Here is a 13,042-nt window from a genome sequence, read left to right as displayed (position 1 = left end):
CCCATTTGACTAGCGGCCGAGGACGGTGGCGACGACCGGATCCACCTGTGCCGCCAGCTTGATGTCGTCCTGTTCCGTCCAGGCCCACGCGACATGTCCGTCGGGGCGGATCAGCGCGGCGCGTACGTCCTCCCAAGCCGGCCGCGTCCGGTCGGGGGCCCCGCCGTGCACCGCCACCCGCTGCCGGGCCCGGTCGGCCAGCGTGCCCTCCGCCGTCAGGTCGAGCAGGACGTACGAGTCCGCCCGCAGCGCGCCGAACAGGGTGCTGTCGGTGCCGGGGAGGGCGAGGTCGGGGGCGCGGGTGCCGGTCACCGGGTGGGCCGCGGGGTCGGTACTGGGGTAGGCGACGTCGAGCGCGGTGAGGCGGCCGGCCAGCACGTCGCTGAACTCCCTTGACTCCGGGACCATTCGGCTCAGCAGGTCGCGCAGGGCGAGGCCCTCGGGTGTGAAGGCGTGGAACAGATACGTCTGCGCGCGGCTGTGTTCCATCAACTGCTCGCCGACCGGGTGGCGGTCGGTGTGGTAGCTGTCCAGCAGTCCGTCCGAGGCCCAGCCGTCGATCGTCGCGGCGAGCTTCCAGCCGAGGTTGAAGGCGTCCTGGAAGCCGACGTTCATGCCGACACCGCCGGTGGGGTAGTGCTGGTGGGCGGCGTCGCCGGCGAGTACGACGCGTCCGCGCCGGTAGTGGGTGGCGAGGCGGGTGGCGTTGCCGTAGCGGGAGAGCCAGGACGGGTCGTGCATGCCGAAGTCGTCGCCCGCGATGTCGATGACCTTCTGCCGCAGTTCCTCCAGTGTGAAGTCGCCGGGCCACTCGGTGGTCGCGCTGTCGGGGCTGGTGCCGGCGATGCGCCAACGGTTGTCGGGCAGCGGCACGATCATCAGGCCGCCGCGCTCGGTGAAGCGGTTGAAGCCGGGCGCCGGCGGGTTGTCGAAGAGCACGTCGCCGAGCCAGCCGAGGTAGCGGGACTCCGTACCCGGGAAGTCGATCCCGGCCGCCTGGCGCACGGTGCTCCGGGTCCCGTCACAGCCCGCGAGGTACTCGGTCCGGATCTCGTACGGCCCCTGCGGCCCCTCCACCTGGACGGTCACCGAGTCCGCGTGCTCGGTGAGGCCCGTGACGCGGTGGCCGCGCCGGATGCTCGCGCCGAGCCCGAGGGCGTACTCCTCGAAGAGCGCCTCGGTGCGGGCCTGGGGGATGAAGAGCGTGTAGGGGAAGGGGGTGTCGAGGACGGAGAAGTCGAGCCGGTTGCCGAGGTTGGCGAAGTGGCCGGTGGAGATCTTCAGGCTCTCGTCGAGGAAGCGCTGATGGATTCCGCGTGAGGCTAGTACCTCGATGCCGCGCGGGTGCACGGTGAGCGCCTTGGAGCGCTGGTCGATGTCGGTGCGCGTTTCCAGGACGGTGACGGAGATGTTGTTCAGCCGCAGTTCGGCGGCGAGCCAGAGTCCGACGGGTCCGCCTCCGGCGATGACGACCTGCTGTGTTTCCACGGGACCACCCACTTCTTGGTCGCTGACCAATGCTTGTGGGTGCAGTAAACTAGGTCGGTGACCAATAGGCAACAGAGCGACCGACTCGATCCGGCCATCGTGATTCGCGCGGGACTGGACCTCCTGGACGAGAAGGGCCTCGACGCGGTGTCCACGCGCGCGGTCGCCGACCGGCTCGGCGTGCGGATCAACACCGTGCAGTGGCATGTGAAGACCAAGGCCCGGATGCTGGACCTGATGGCGGACGCCGTACTCGGCGAGATCCCGCTGACCGACCTGCCGGCCGAACCCGCCGAACGGGCCCGCGAGTTGGCCCGCCGCTTCCGCCGCGGCCTGCTGTCCCACCGTGACGGCGCGGCCCTGGTGGTCGGCACCTACCCCGCCGAACCGGGCACCCTCGCCTTCGCGGAAGCGCTGGTCGAGGCGCTGCTCGCATGCGGACTCGGTGACCGTGAGGCCGCCTGGACCTCGTGGGCGGTCATCTACTTCGCCCTGGGGCTCACCCAGGAGGAGCAGGCCGTCGACCACCGTCCGCTGGGCGACATCCTGGCCCGCGCGATCTCCGAGGCGACCCACCCCGCGCTGCACCGCGTGGCCGGGCATCTCGCGCCGGGGTCCTTCGACGAGCGGTTCGAGTTCGGGGTGGCGGCGATCCTCGCGGGGCGGTGAGGGGCGCGCTGGTCGGCGGAGGGTCTTCGGCGCGCTATCGGCCGGGCGTCGGCGCGATCGACACTCACGCCGATTCTTCGAAACATTCGCTCGAAAACATTCGGGAATGGGCCCGACGAACTGGGTGAGCTGCCCATTACCGTGATCTCACCTGCCAATACGCCAGCGAATATTTCGCACCTGCGACCGAAACTATTGACAGTTGACAGGGACGTACCAACACTGACGCGGCATGGAGAACACACCCGCACGCACGACAAAACGCTTACGGCTGTCCATCAGCGGTGCCTGCACCCTGCTGCTGGCCCTCCTCGCGGCGATGACTCTGCCCGGCACCGCCAGTGCCGCCACCGTGATCACCACGAACCAGACCGGCACCAACAACGGCTACTACTACTCGTTCTGGACCGACTCCCAGAGCACGGTCTCCATGACCCTCAACTCCGGGGGCAACTACAGCACCACCTGGAAGAACACCGGCAACTTCGTGGCCGGCAAGGGCTGGAGCACCGGCGCCCGCCGGAACGTGACGTACTCGGGCACCTTCAACCCGTCCGGCAACGGCTACCTGTCGCTCTACGGCTGGACGTCGAACCCGCTCGTCGAGTACTACATCGTCGACAACTGGGGCACCTACCGGCCCACGGGCACGTACAAGGGCACCGTCACCAGTGACGGCGGCACCTACGACATCTACAAGACCACCCGGTACAACGCCCCCTCGGTGGAGGGCACGAAGACCTTCGACCAGTACTGGAGCGTCCGGCAGACCAAGCGCACCGGCGGCACCATCACCACGGGCAACCACTTCGACGCCTGGGCCCGCGCCGGAATGCCGCTGGGCAGCTTCAGCTACTACATGATCCTCGCGACCGAGGGCTACCAGAGCAGCGGGAACTCCAACATCACGGTGGGCTAAGCCAGTTCGGGAGGACACGTCACATGAAGTCCGCACCGCACGTCTCGTTACGATCCCGGGTGGCCACGCCGGCCACCACGCTCGCCGTCGCCGCGCTGATCGCCGCTGGCACCCTCGCCGTAGGCGTCAACACCCCCGCGCAGGCTGCCACTTGCGGCGGCTACGTCGGGCTCACCTTCGACGACGGCCCGTCCGGCAACACCCCCGCCCTCCTCAACGCGCTGAAGCAGAACGGACTTCGGGCCACGACGTTCAACGAGGGCCAGTACGCGGCCGCTTACCCCGCGCAGGTCAGGGCCGAGGTCGCCGCCGGCATGTGGGTCGGCAACCACAGTTACACCCACCCGCACCTCACCCAGCAGACCCAGGCGACGATCGACTCGGAGATCTACCGCACCCAGCAGGCCGTCGCGGCCGCGGGCGGCGGCACGCCCAGGCTCTTCCGCCCGCCGTACGGCGAGACCAACGCGACGGTGAAGGCCGTGGCGGCCAAGTACGGTCTGACACAGATCATCTGGGACGTCGACTCGCAGGACTGGAACGGCGCGAGCACCGACGCGATCGTCGCCGCGGCCGGCCGCCTCACCGCCGGCCAGATCATCCTGATGCACGACTGGCCCGCCAACACGGTCGCGGCGATCCCGCGCATCGCCCAGGGCCTGACCGCCCGCGGCCTGTGCGCCGGAATGATCTCCCCACAGACCGGCCGCGCCGTGGCTCCCCAGTAGCGGCGCCAACAACCCAGCGAGTCAGTACATCTAGGACGCGGGCGGAGCGAGGGCCGTGGTGATCCCGGGAGTGACCGGGTGCCCGGCGAGGACGTGGCGCACGGCGTCGATCGGGACGGCGCGCTCGTAGTAGTCCTCGAAGTCGGCCCGGATGGTCTCGGGGGAGCGGTCGGTGAGGAGGTGGAAGAGGGAGTCGGAGCCGTCGGGGTGCTCGTTTCCGGCGGGAAATTCGATGGCCGGGCCGGCGCGCCATGCGGTGTCGCCGGTCTCGTGCCACAGGCAGGCGGTGATCGGGGAGACGCCCATGCTCGCGTCGTGGAAGGCGGGATCGTCCAGGAGCGGGCGCAGTGCGGCGGGCACGTCGTCGATGACGCCGGGCCAGATCTCCTCGTCGTCCGTCCCGTACGGGCTCATCTCCGACTCGTGGTCGAAGCCGATGATGAGTACGCCGGCCGGGGTGAACAGGACGGTGAACTCGTCCCCCGAGCCGTTGTCCATCCGGGCCGCTTCCTCCCCGGGGCCCCAGTCCGGGTGGAAGGTGTACCGGCAGTACTCCTCGTCGTCGCCGATCGTGCTGTCCAGGGCGGCCAACGCGCGCAGATGGACGCGGAGTTCGGCGGGCGAGGGGAGGAGGGCGGCGGTGTCGTGCACGGTGCTCATGACGTCATGGAAGCAGCCGCCACTGACAATTGGCTGCCTCGGCTATGAGTTGAGCCCGGGCAGCGTGATGCCGGCCTCCGTCAGGAGCCGTCGCTCCCCGGCCGTGAACGTCGGCCCGTCGAGTTGTGGCCGCAGGGGTCCGAGCAGCGCGGCCGTGACGACGTCGGGCCGTAGCAGGACCGTGCCCGGGGACTTGAGGGTCAGGACCTCCGTCATCGCCGTCGCCACGTGGTACGAGCCTGTCGCGGTGTGGGAGAGGCGGCTGACGTAGCGCTGGAGCAGGCGGTCGGCCGGGCCCGCGTTCTTGCCTGTTGTGGTCGCGTAGTGGATGTCCTGGCCGACCGCGAGGCTCCAGGCGAGGTCGACGGGAGCGGCGATGACCCGCTGGGCCGAGCGGGACAGGCCGTGGCCGAGGCCCAGGGAGGACAGTTGGGTGCGCAGGGCCACGGCGCCCAGGGCCGCCACCGACATGCCGTGGCCGTAGACCGGGTTGAACGCGGCGACCGAGTCGCCCAGTGCCACCAGGCCTTCCGGCCAGGACTTGAGGCGTTCGTAGTAGTAGCGGCGGTTGACCGTGCTGTGGGTCATGACGATGTCGGTCAGCGGTTCCGCGTGGGCCAGGAGGTCGGCGACGAGCGGGTGGCGGAGGGTGCGGGCGTAGTTCTCGAACTCGGCCGCGTCGCGCGAGGGTTGGCCGCCCGGGGTGCCCATCAGGCTGACGTGCCAGCGGCCGTCCTCGATCGGGACGATGCCGCCCGCACGGCCGGGCTCGCCGCTGCGCGGGTCGGCCTGGACGCTGATCAGGGGCCAGTTCCGGGTGGAGACAGGGGCGCGGTAGATACGGCTGGCGTAGGCCATGCCGGAGTCGATGCGGGCCTCGGCCGGGGCGGGGACGCCGAGTTGGGCCAGCCAGTGCGGAGTGCGCGCCGCCTTTCCGGAGGCGTCGACGACCAGGTCCGCGGTGAGTTCGCTCTCGGTGCCGTCAGCCGCGCTCAGCCGTACCCCGGTGACCCGGCGCGAACTCCCCAGCAGGGCCGTGACCTTGGTGTTCGGACGTACATGGACGCGGGGGTCCTTCAACACGTGCCGGCGTACGACGGAGTCGGTGAGGTCCCGGCTCGCGGCGATCAGGTAGTGGCTGTCCCGCTGCCAGCGGCGGTACCAGCCCTCGGGGGAGAAGAGCACCATGTTGGTCGTCATGGGTACGCGGTTGGCGCCCGCCGCGAGCAACTCCGCGATCGAGCCGGGCAGCAGTTCGTCGATCGCGTCCGCTCCGCCGGACAACAGGACGTGGAAATGCGCCGCTTGGGGCACGCCGGGGCGTGACTCGGGGCCCTCCGGCAGCTCGTGCGCCTCGATGATCTCGACGCTGTCGACGTGGTCCCGGACGGCGGCCGCGGCGAGCATCCCGGCGAGACTGCCTCCGACGACCACGGCGCGGGTGGGCGTCCGGGACAACTGGGGCAGCCGCTGCGGCGATTCACTCATGAGGGGACGATAACAAGCTCAATTCGCCTGCCACAGAGGGCAGTTGGCCCACCGGTCCGGCTCCCGCCTCACGCGCCGTCGAGCAGCGAGGCGAGTCCCCGGTCGAGGGACGGCTCCAGGGCCTCCCGGCCCGGCTCGGTCACCCGGTAGGTGCGGCGCAGGAAGTGGTGCAGGGCGACCGAGTCGAAGCGGATCATCGCGATGCCCTCCGGCGAGTGGAACTCGACCGCCGTGTGGGCGGGGCCGTACGGCCTGATGTGCACGTTGCCCATCCCGGCGGGGGTGTCGAGACCCTCCTCGAGGAGCGCCCGCGCGAAGGTCCAGGTCACCTTCTTGCCGTCGAGCGATATCCAGGCGGGGAACAGGAGTTGGACGGCGAAGGGGTCGCCGGAGGAGTAGCGAAGGGTGACCGTCACGGCCAACTCCTGGTCGTCGTCGGCGAGCAGGCGGGCGCCGGTGGGCTGTTCCAGGGTGATGGGGCTCATGGACGGTCTCCGATTCGGGCGGGGGCGGCGGCCGTTGTACCGACGCACCCTCCTTGATCACGCGGAGGGGTCTTTGATTACGCCGTCGCACAAGGCAATTCATGTGACCTGTATCACCTTGGGGGGCGGCTGCAACTTTAATTGAAAGTTTTGCCATCTAGGGTACAAACCCATTCCCCCGCCCCACTGGCAACTGGAGCGTTGCTGCCATGAACGACGGCCCCACCGCCGCATACGCCCGGATCTACGAGGAGCAGCAGCCGCGCCTCGTCGCCTACGCCCGCTTGCTCACCCGCAACACCTGGATCGCCGAAGACCTCGTCGCCGAGGCGCACTTCAGGGTGTGGCGCAGGCTGTCCGCCGGGCACGAGATCGACAACGTACCGGCGTACCTGATGACCACGGTGAAGCATCTCGCGAGCGCGGCGGGGAGCGCGGCACGCGAGACGCCGCTCGATCCGGAGGTCGGCGAGCGGGTCGGCGCGCAACGGGCGCACGACCAGGTCCACGGGGGCGACCCGGCCGAGCAGGTGTCCTCGACCGACCTGTTGGTGCGGGTGCTTGAGCAGTTGCCGGAGCGCTGGGTGAAGGCGCTGTGGCTGGCCGAGGCGGAGGGGCTGCCGCTGGCGGCGATCGGCCCCCAGCTCGGCACCAAGCAGGGGGCCACGGCCGTACTGCTGCACCGTGCGCGGGAGGGCATGCGGCAGGCGTTCCTGCGGGCGCAGACCGGTGCTCCGGACGATCCCGCGTGCCAGGTGCACTGGGCCCGGATGCCCGCGTATGTGCGCGGCGGCGCCACCGAGCGGCAGTCCGAACGGCTCCTCGGCCACGTCGACTCGTGCGACGACTGCCGGGCCAGGCTCGCGGCCCTGATGCGCGCCAACGACCGGCTGCCCGCGCTCGTGGCACCGGCCCTGCTGGTGTTCGTGCTCGGCGGCGCGGGCAAGTTCCTGCTGGCCTTCGGCGCGGGGTCCGCGGGCGCGGTCACCGCGGCGAGCGGGCACGGCGGACTCCTGCACGGCGTACGGCACGCGGCCGTCGGCGCCTCCAAGACACAGCTGGGCGCGGCGGTCGGCGCTGCCGTCGCGGGCGCCGTCGCGGTGATCGTCGTCCTCGGCGGCAGCGACTCCGCCGAGGTCCCGGTGGCGAAGGGCCCGGTGGCCGAAGTCCCGGTCACCCAGGCGCCGGTGGCAGCGCAGCCGGGGGCGGGGAAGCCCACGAAGACGCCGGGCGGCGGCAGTTCGCCCGCGTCGGCACCGGACGGGTCCGCAACCGCCGTACCCCCGGCCGTACTTGGCCACAGCGGAACCGGGACGGTCGCGATACCCGTGGGGGACAGCACCCCAACACCTGCTCCTACGGCCCCCGTTGACACGCCGACTCCCACGCCCGAGCCCACGCCGCCGGTGACTCCGGAGCCCGAGCCGACTCCGACGTCACCGGCTCCCACGGATCCTGAGCCGACGCCCACGAAGCCGACGCCCACGTACCCGGCTCCGAGCGATCCCGTGAAGGAGCCCCCGGAGCCTACGACCCCGTCCGAACCGTCACCGGAACCCTCCGTGGTGGCCCCGACTCCCTCCGAACCCACGCCTGTTGAGCCCCCGGGCGGCGGCGGCCGTCCCTGTGGCCGGATGGCCGAGGTGGATCAGCCGATCGCGTAGGCGCGGTAGACCGTCTCCGTCGACGTACCGCCGGCGGAGTCGGTCACCTGCGAGCGCAGGGCGACCGCTCCGGACGCCGGGTTGTGCACGGCGGCCTTGCAGGAGGTACCGGAGCGGGTGACGGACACGGCCTTCCAGGTCGTACCGCCGTCCGAAGACGCCCAGACCTTCAGGGACTTGACCGTCAGACTGGTGAGCCTGGTGTCCGGACCCTGGGAGCCGCGGCCCGCGCTGACGGTGACCGACGTGACGCTGTTCGCCTTCGCCCGGTTGGAGCCGTCGAGACCGGTCGGCAGGAAGCGGGTCATGAAGACGGGGGCGACCGCCGACTTCGCCGGGTCGGCCTTGAACCGCCAGTCGAGGGTGACGCGCGACGACAGCATGCCGGACGGGAAGGTGATGCCCGGGTGGTAGCGGTGGGCGTCCACGGTCAGGCGGTAGGTGTCGACCCCGTGGACGGCGGCGGAGAACTCGGCGTCGCCGGTACCCCAGTTGGTCAGGGTCTGCTTCTTGACGGTGGTGCTCCCCTTGGACAGGACCACCGTCTCCTTGGTCGGGTCGGCGCCCCAGATACCCACGTCGGGGTCGCCGATCAGGGCGTCCGGGAGGAACGTCAGGGAGTTCTCGCCGACGAGGGGCAGATAGTGCATGGGGCTCCACGCGGCCCGCCCGAAGTACTGGGTGAAACTCTGTCCCGCCTTCAGCGTCCTGACCGTCGGGAAACCACCGCTGACACCGTCGCCGTTGTTCGCGGTCGCGCCGTCGCGCGGCCGCCAGGTCCCGGGTGTCACATGGACCGTGGCGTTGTACGGCCCACTCTCGTCGTTGACCTCGGCGTACAGATCGGTCGTGCAGTCGTCCACCTTGGGCTCGGCCTGGAGGGCGGTGCCGAGCTGGCTGCCCATCTGCGTCCCACTGCGCACGTCGAACCGCAGCGTCGCCAGCTGCGACCGCTTGAACGAACCGCCGGGCGCGGCAGGGATACCGGTCGTCTTCTTGACCGCGACGTAGCTGTCGTTGCCCGACCACTGCGCCATGTACGCGAACTGGAGCAGCTTGGAGGAGTTGGGGATGGCGTAGAGGGCCCCGGCGTCGTTCCAGCCGCCCGCGCTGTACGCGGAGGGCATGTCCATGTTGCCGGCGCACACCTGCGCGCTGATCCGGGCCGGTCCCGTCACATCGGCCGGGGTGTCCAGCGACACCTTCACGGCCTTGCCCTTACGGGCGTCCAGGGTCACGGACTTGGCTCCCGACACCGTCACGACCTGCGCGCCGATGGTGTCGGTGCCCAGACCGTCCGTGGCGCTCTCGTAGATGTCGGTCATCGCGAGGTACTTGCCCGCGGGCAGGCTGAGCTTCTTGCCGGACTTGACGGTGCGCCGCTCGCCGGACGACGCGTTGACGACGGTCACCGTCGTCGCCACCTTGGTGCCGTGCCGCCCCAGCGTGGTCACGGTCAGCGAACCCGACGCCGCCTGCGCGGAGGCGCCGGGAAGGAACAGCGGTGCCAGCATGGCCACCCCGACGAAAGCGAACGGCGCGCGTCTTCCGCGTCCGGTACGGCCAGCGCTCATGACAACCCCCTATGACCCGAACTCCCCGAAGCCGACTCATAGTAGCCACGCCCCTCACCCCCCGCTGCTGACCCCCCGGCATGCCTCCGCGTACGCCCTCACCAGCGGCTGTCCGCCGCTCTCGCGCCGCCACGCGAGGGCGTACCGGCTCGGTGAAACGCCGTGCACGGGGCGGGTGGTGACCCCGCCGAGGGTGATCAGATGCGCGTTGCCCGCGGCCACCAGACAGATGCCCAGACCGGCGACCAGCGCCTCGTACGTCTCCTCCGTGCTCGCGATCTCCGCCCCGATGCGCGGCGGACGGCCACCGCGTTCGGCGAGGGCGAGCCAGTGGTCGCGCAGCGGGCCCGCGTCGGGCGGCAGCGCGAGGAACGGCTCGTCGACGAGGTCCGCGAAGTCGACCTCGGCGCGGGCGGCCAGCGGATGCGAGTCCGGGAACGCGACCAGACGGGGCTCCTCGGCGACCACCGTCCAGTCGTAGCGCTCCGCGTCGGGCAGCGGCAGCCAGACGAACGCGACGTCCGTGCCGCCGTCCGCGAGCCCCGCCGTCGGATCGTCCCAGCTCACCTGCCGCAGCCGTACGACCGCCTCCGGACGCGCGGCCGTGAACCGGGAGCGGATCGCGGGCAGCAGACCGCCCCGGCCGGGACTGGTGCTCATACCGACCACCAGGGTGCTGCGTTCGGCCGCGCTGACCTCCGCCAGTGCGGAGGTGCCCTCCGCCCAGAGGGCCAACAGCCGCTCCGCGTACGGCAGTAGGGCCGCACCGGCGGCGGTGAGCGTCACGCGCTGCCGGTCGCGGCGGAAGAGTTCGGCGCCCAACTGCCGCTCCAGCGTCCGGATCTGCTTGCTCAACGCGGGCTGCGACACGTACAGCCGCTCCGCCGCGCGCGTGAAGTGCAGTTCCTCGGCGACCGCGACGAAGTAGCGCAGGTCCCGTACATGGACGTCCATCGTCATAGCCATCGGTTATGAGCTTAGGTCTTGGACGCGTCGCCGGGGGCGGGAGCAGGCTGGTCCGCAGAAGGAAACGCGGATGGAAACGCGGATGGAAACAGGAATCCCAAGGGGAGACGTCATGAACAAGGTGTGGCTCGTGACCGGCGCCAGCAGCGGGTTCGGGCGGGCGATCGTCGAGGCCGCGCTCGCCGCCGGTGACGTGGTGGTCGGCGCGGCCCGGCGGACCGAGGCGCTGGACGACCTAGTGGCCGCCCACCCCGACCAGGTGGAGGCGCTGCGCCTGGACGTCACCGACACGGGGGCGGCGGAGGCGGCCGTACGGGACGTGGTGGCGCGGCACGGGCGGATCGACGTCCTCGTCAACAACGCCGGCCGGACCCACGTCGGGGCCTTCGAGGAGACCACCGAGCAGGAGCTGCGGGACCTGTTCGACCTGCATGTCTTCGGGCCCGCCGCACTCACGCGCGCGGTGCTGCCGTCCATGCGGGAGCGGCGCTCGGGGGCGATCGTGCAGATGAGCAGCATGGGCGGGCAGATGTCCTTCGCGGGCTTCTCGGCGTACAGCGGAACGAAGTTCGCGCTGGAGGGACTGTCCGAGGCGCTCGCGGACGAGGTCGCCGAGTTCGGCATCAAGGTGCTCATCGTCGAGCCGGGTGCCTTCCGGACCGCCCTCTTCGACACCGGCCGGGCCGGGGTCAGCGCCGACAGCGGTGCGTACGCCAAGGTGACCGAGACCCGCGGCTTCGTCTCCGGCGGCGACGGCGGCCAGGCCGGCGACCCCGCGAAGGCGGCGGCCCTCATCCTCGCCGCCCTCGACGCCGAGGACACCCCGCTGCATCTGCCCCTGGGCGACGACGCCGTCGACGCCGTCCTCGGCCACCTCGACCAGGTGCGCGGCGACATCGCGGCCTGGGAGAAGCGGACGCGGGCGACGGGGTTCGACGCGTGATGGACGGCCGGGTTCGACGCCTGACGGACGGCCGGGTTCGACGCCTGACGGACGACCGGTTCGAGGCGTGACGGACGACCGGTCCGACGCCTGACCGGCGGCCGGGAACCCTTGGCCCGCCTGCCTCCGTCCCCGTTGTCAGTGGTGGGTGCCACGATGGACGCACGAGGGGACGCATGCGAGCGGGGGGTGACATGGAGGGGGATGTTCCGCGCGGCGGACGGCAGATCAGGGAGCTGTGCGCGCGGGGGACGCGGCTGTACGACGTGGCGCGCGCCCTGCGCGCCGACCACACCCGCGCCCTCGGCACCGTCCGCTCCGCGCTGGAGCCGCTGCGGGCCGAACTGGTCGCCCAGGAGCTGGAGTCCATCCCCGTCGGCAGGCTGAAGGACGTCACCGAGGGGCGGCTGCGGCTCGGCGCCGTGGAGGCGGCGGGGCTCTCCTCCGTGCGCGCGGTGCACGAGGCGAGCCGGTACGAGCTGCGGCAACTGCCCGGCGTGGGACAGCAGACCGCCGACCGGGCGCTCGCCGCCGCGCGGCAGATCGCGCGGGCCGTCGGGGAGACCGTCTCCGTCCGCATCGACGCCGACGACCCCGACGCCCGCACCACCGCCCTGGTCGTCGCCCTGCAGCGGCTCGTCGAGGCGGGCCCCGAGCTGCGCCGCGCGCTGGACGCGGCCACCCGGCTCGACGAGCGGCTCGGCGCGCTGCTCCCGGTGGCCCGGCCCGCCACCAGCAGGCTGCTGATGGCGCTGGCCGGCCGCCGACGCAGGGCGGGCGCGCTCGCGGCGGTCGCTGAACTCCACGAACTCGTCACCGACGCCACCGCCCGTGGCGTACCGCTGCTGATCGCCCAGGCCTCCACCGACCTGCTGCGCCCGCCGGTCTCCGACATCGAGGCCCTGGTCGACTTCGAGCTGCGGTCCGCCGAGTACTACAGCCAGCTCGCCGAGGTCGACGGCGAGCTGCCGGACCACGCGGCGAGCGAGGGGTTCCTGCCCTCGGAGCTGGCCGAGCGCGTGCACGCCCAGCAGTTGGACGACACCCATCGGAGGGTCTCGCTGCGCGGCTACCAGTCGTTCGGCGCCCGGTTCGCCCTGGCTCAGCGCCGGGTCGTCCTCGGGGACGAGATGGGACTCGGCAAGACCATCCAGGCCATCGCCGTCCTGGCCCATCTCGCCGCCGAGGGGCACAGCCACTTCCTGGTGGTCTGCCCGGCCGGCGTGCTCATCAACTGGACGCGCGAGATCGGCGCCCGCAGCACCCTGCGCGCCCTGCCCGTGCACGGCCCGGACCGGCAGGAGGCCTACGGGGAGTGGCGCGAGCGCGGCGGAGTCGCGGTCACGACCTTCGACACGCTGCACACCCTGCCGACGCCGGAGAGCCGGAAGCCGGAGAGCCGGAAACCGACGCGCCGGCAGCCCAAGGGCGAGGCCCCGCCCGGCCCCACCCCGGGGA

General features: G+C 71.4%; 12 protein-coding genes. 6 read left to right on the top strand and 6 right to left on the bottom strand.

What is annotated here, in order from left to right:
• Positions 1-9 precede the first annotated feature (9 nt).
• Complete coding sequence (locus JHN45_RS34250; RefSeq protein WP_201053022.1) at positions 10-1,488, bottom strand: FAD-dependent monooxygenase; 1,479 nt, start codon at positions 1,486-1,488, stop codon at positions 10-12.
• Positions 1,489-1,545: 57 nt separating this feature from the next.
• Here JHN45_RS34250 and JHN45_RS34245 point away from each other — a divergent pair, with 57 nt between their 5' ends.
• The 3 genes from JHN45_RS34245 (at position 1,546) to JHN45_RS34235 (ending at position 3,804) form a co-directional block, all read left to right on the top strand.
• Complete coding sequence (locus JHN45_RS34245) at positions 1,546-2,157, top strand: TetR/AcrR family transcriptional regulator C-terminal domain-containing protein (protein ID WP_201053020.1); 612 nt, start codon at positions 1,546-1,548, stop codon at positions 2,155-2,157.
• 232 nt (positions 2,158-2,389) lie between these two features.
• Positions 2,390-3,076 carry a glycoside hydrolase family 11 protein gene (locus JHN45_RS34240; protein WP_201053018.1) on the top strand — a complete coding sequence of 229 codons (687 nt, stop codon included), beginning with the start codon at positions 2,390-2,392 and terminating at the stop codon, positions 3,074-3,076.
• A gap of 59 nt (positions 3,077-3,135) precedes the next feature.
• Entirely contained in the window at positions 3,136-3,804 is a 669-nt protein-coding gene (locus JHN45_RS34235) for a polysaccharide deacetylase family protein (RefSeq protein ID WP_307783276.1), read from the top strand.
• 30 nt (positions 3,805-3,834) lie between these two features.
• Here the strand turns inward: JHN45_RS34235 and JHN45_RS34230 are convergent, their stop codons facing one another.
• The 3 genes from JHN45_RS34230 to JHN45_RS34220 form a co-directional block, all read right to left on the bottom strand.
• The gene (locus JHN45_RS34230; protein ID WP_200710168.1) at positions 3,835-4,464 is read right to left on the bottom strand and encodes a hypothetical protein; all 630 of its coding nucleotides are present in this window, start codon (positions 4,462-4,464) and stop codon (positions 3,835-3,837) included.
• Between the two features lie 42 nt (positions 4,465-4,506).
• On the bottom strand, positions 4,507-5,952 hold the full coding sequence (locus JHN45_RS34225; protein WP_201053009.1) for an NAD(P)/FAD-dependent oxidoreductase: 1,446 nt from the start codon (positions 5,950-5,952) through the stop codon (positions 4,507-4,509).
• A gap of 68 nt (positions 5,953-6,020) precedes the next feature.
• On the bottom strand, positions 6,021-6,437 hold the full coding sequence (locus JHN45_RS34220) for an SsgA family sporulation/cell division regulator (protein WP_200710170.1): 417 nt from the start codon (positions 6,435-6,437) through the stop codon (positions 6,021-6,023).
• A gap of 209 nt (positions 6,438-6,646) precedes the next feature.
• Between JHN45_RS34220 and JHN45_RS34215 the strand changes: the two genes are divergently transcribed.
• The gene (locus tag JHN45_RS34215; protein WP_201053007.1) at positions 6,647-8,101 is read left to right on the top strand and encodes a sigma-70 family RNA polymerase sigma factor; all 1,455 of its coding nucleotides are present in this window, start codon (positions 6,647-6,649) and stop codon (positions 8,099-8,101) included.
• On the opposite strand, the gene JHN45_RS34210 is transcribed toward JHN45_RS34215, so the two are convergent.
• Positions 8,086-9,675, bottom strand: a complete 1,590-nt coding sequence (locus JHN45_RS34210; protein ID WP_201053005.1) for a hypothetical protein — start codon at positions 9,673-9,675, stop codon at positions 8,086-8,088. The two genes, JHN45_RS34215 and JHN45_RS34210, sit on opposite strands and share 16 nt — an antisense overlap.
• A gap of 54 nt (positions 9,676-9,729) precedes the next feature.
• On the bottom strand, positions 9,730-10,641 hold the full coding sequence (locus JHN45_RS34205) for a LysR family transcriptional regulator (RefSeq protein WP_201053003.1): 912 nt from the start codon (positions 10,639-10,641) through the stop codon (positions 9,730-9,732).
• 112 nt (positions 10,642-10,753) lie between these two features.
• Between JHN45_RS34205 and JHN45_RS34200 the strand changes: the two genes are divergently transcribed.
• Both JHN45_RS34200 and JHN45_RS34195 read left to right on the top strand, forming a co-directional pair.
• Positions 10,754-11,584 carry an oxidoreductase gene (locus JHN45_RS34200; protein WP_201053001.1) on the top strand — a complete coding sequence of 277 codons (831 nt, stop codon included), beginning with the start codon at positions 10,754-10,756 and terminating at the stop codon, positions 11,582-11,584.
• A 194-nt stretch (positions 11,585-11,778) separates the two neighbouring features.
• Positions 11,779-13,042 (top strand): SNF2-related protein (locus tag JHN45_RS34195; RefSeq protein WP_236584430.1); only part of this gene is annotated, 1,264 nt, incomplete at its 3' end.

Origin of the sequence: Streptomyces sp. MBT53, assembly GCF_016654115.1 — a bacterium.
Lineage (GTDB): Bacteria > Actinomycetota > Actinomycetes > Streptomycetales > Streptomycetaceae > Streptomyces.
The sequence above is the reverse complement of the archived record's forward strand: the minus strand, read 5'-3'. Positions and strand labels throughout refer to the sequence as shown.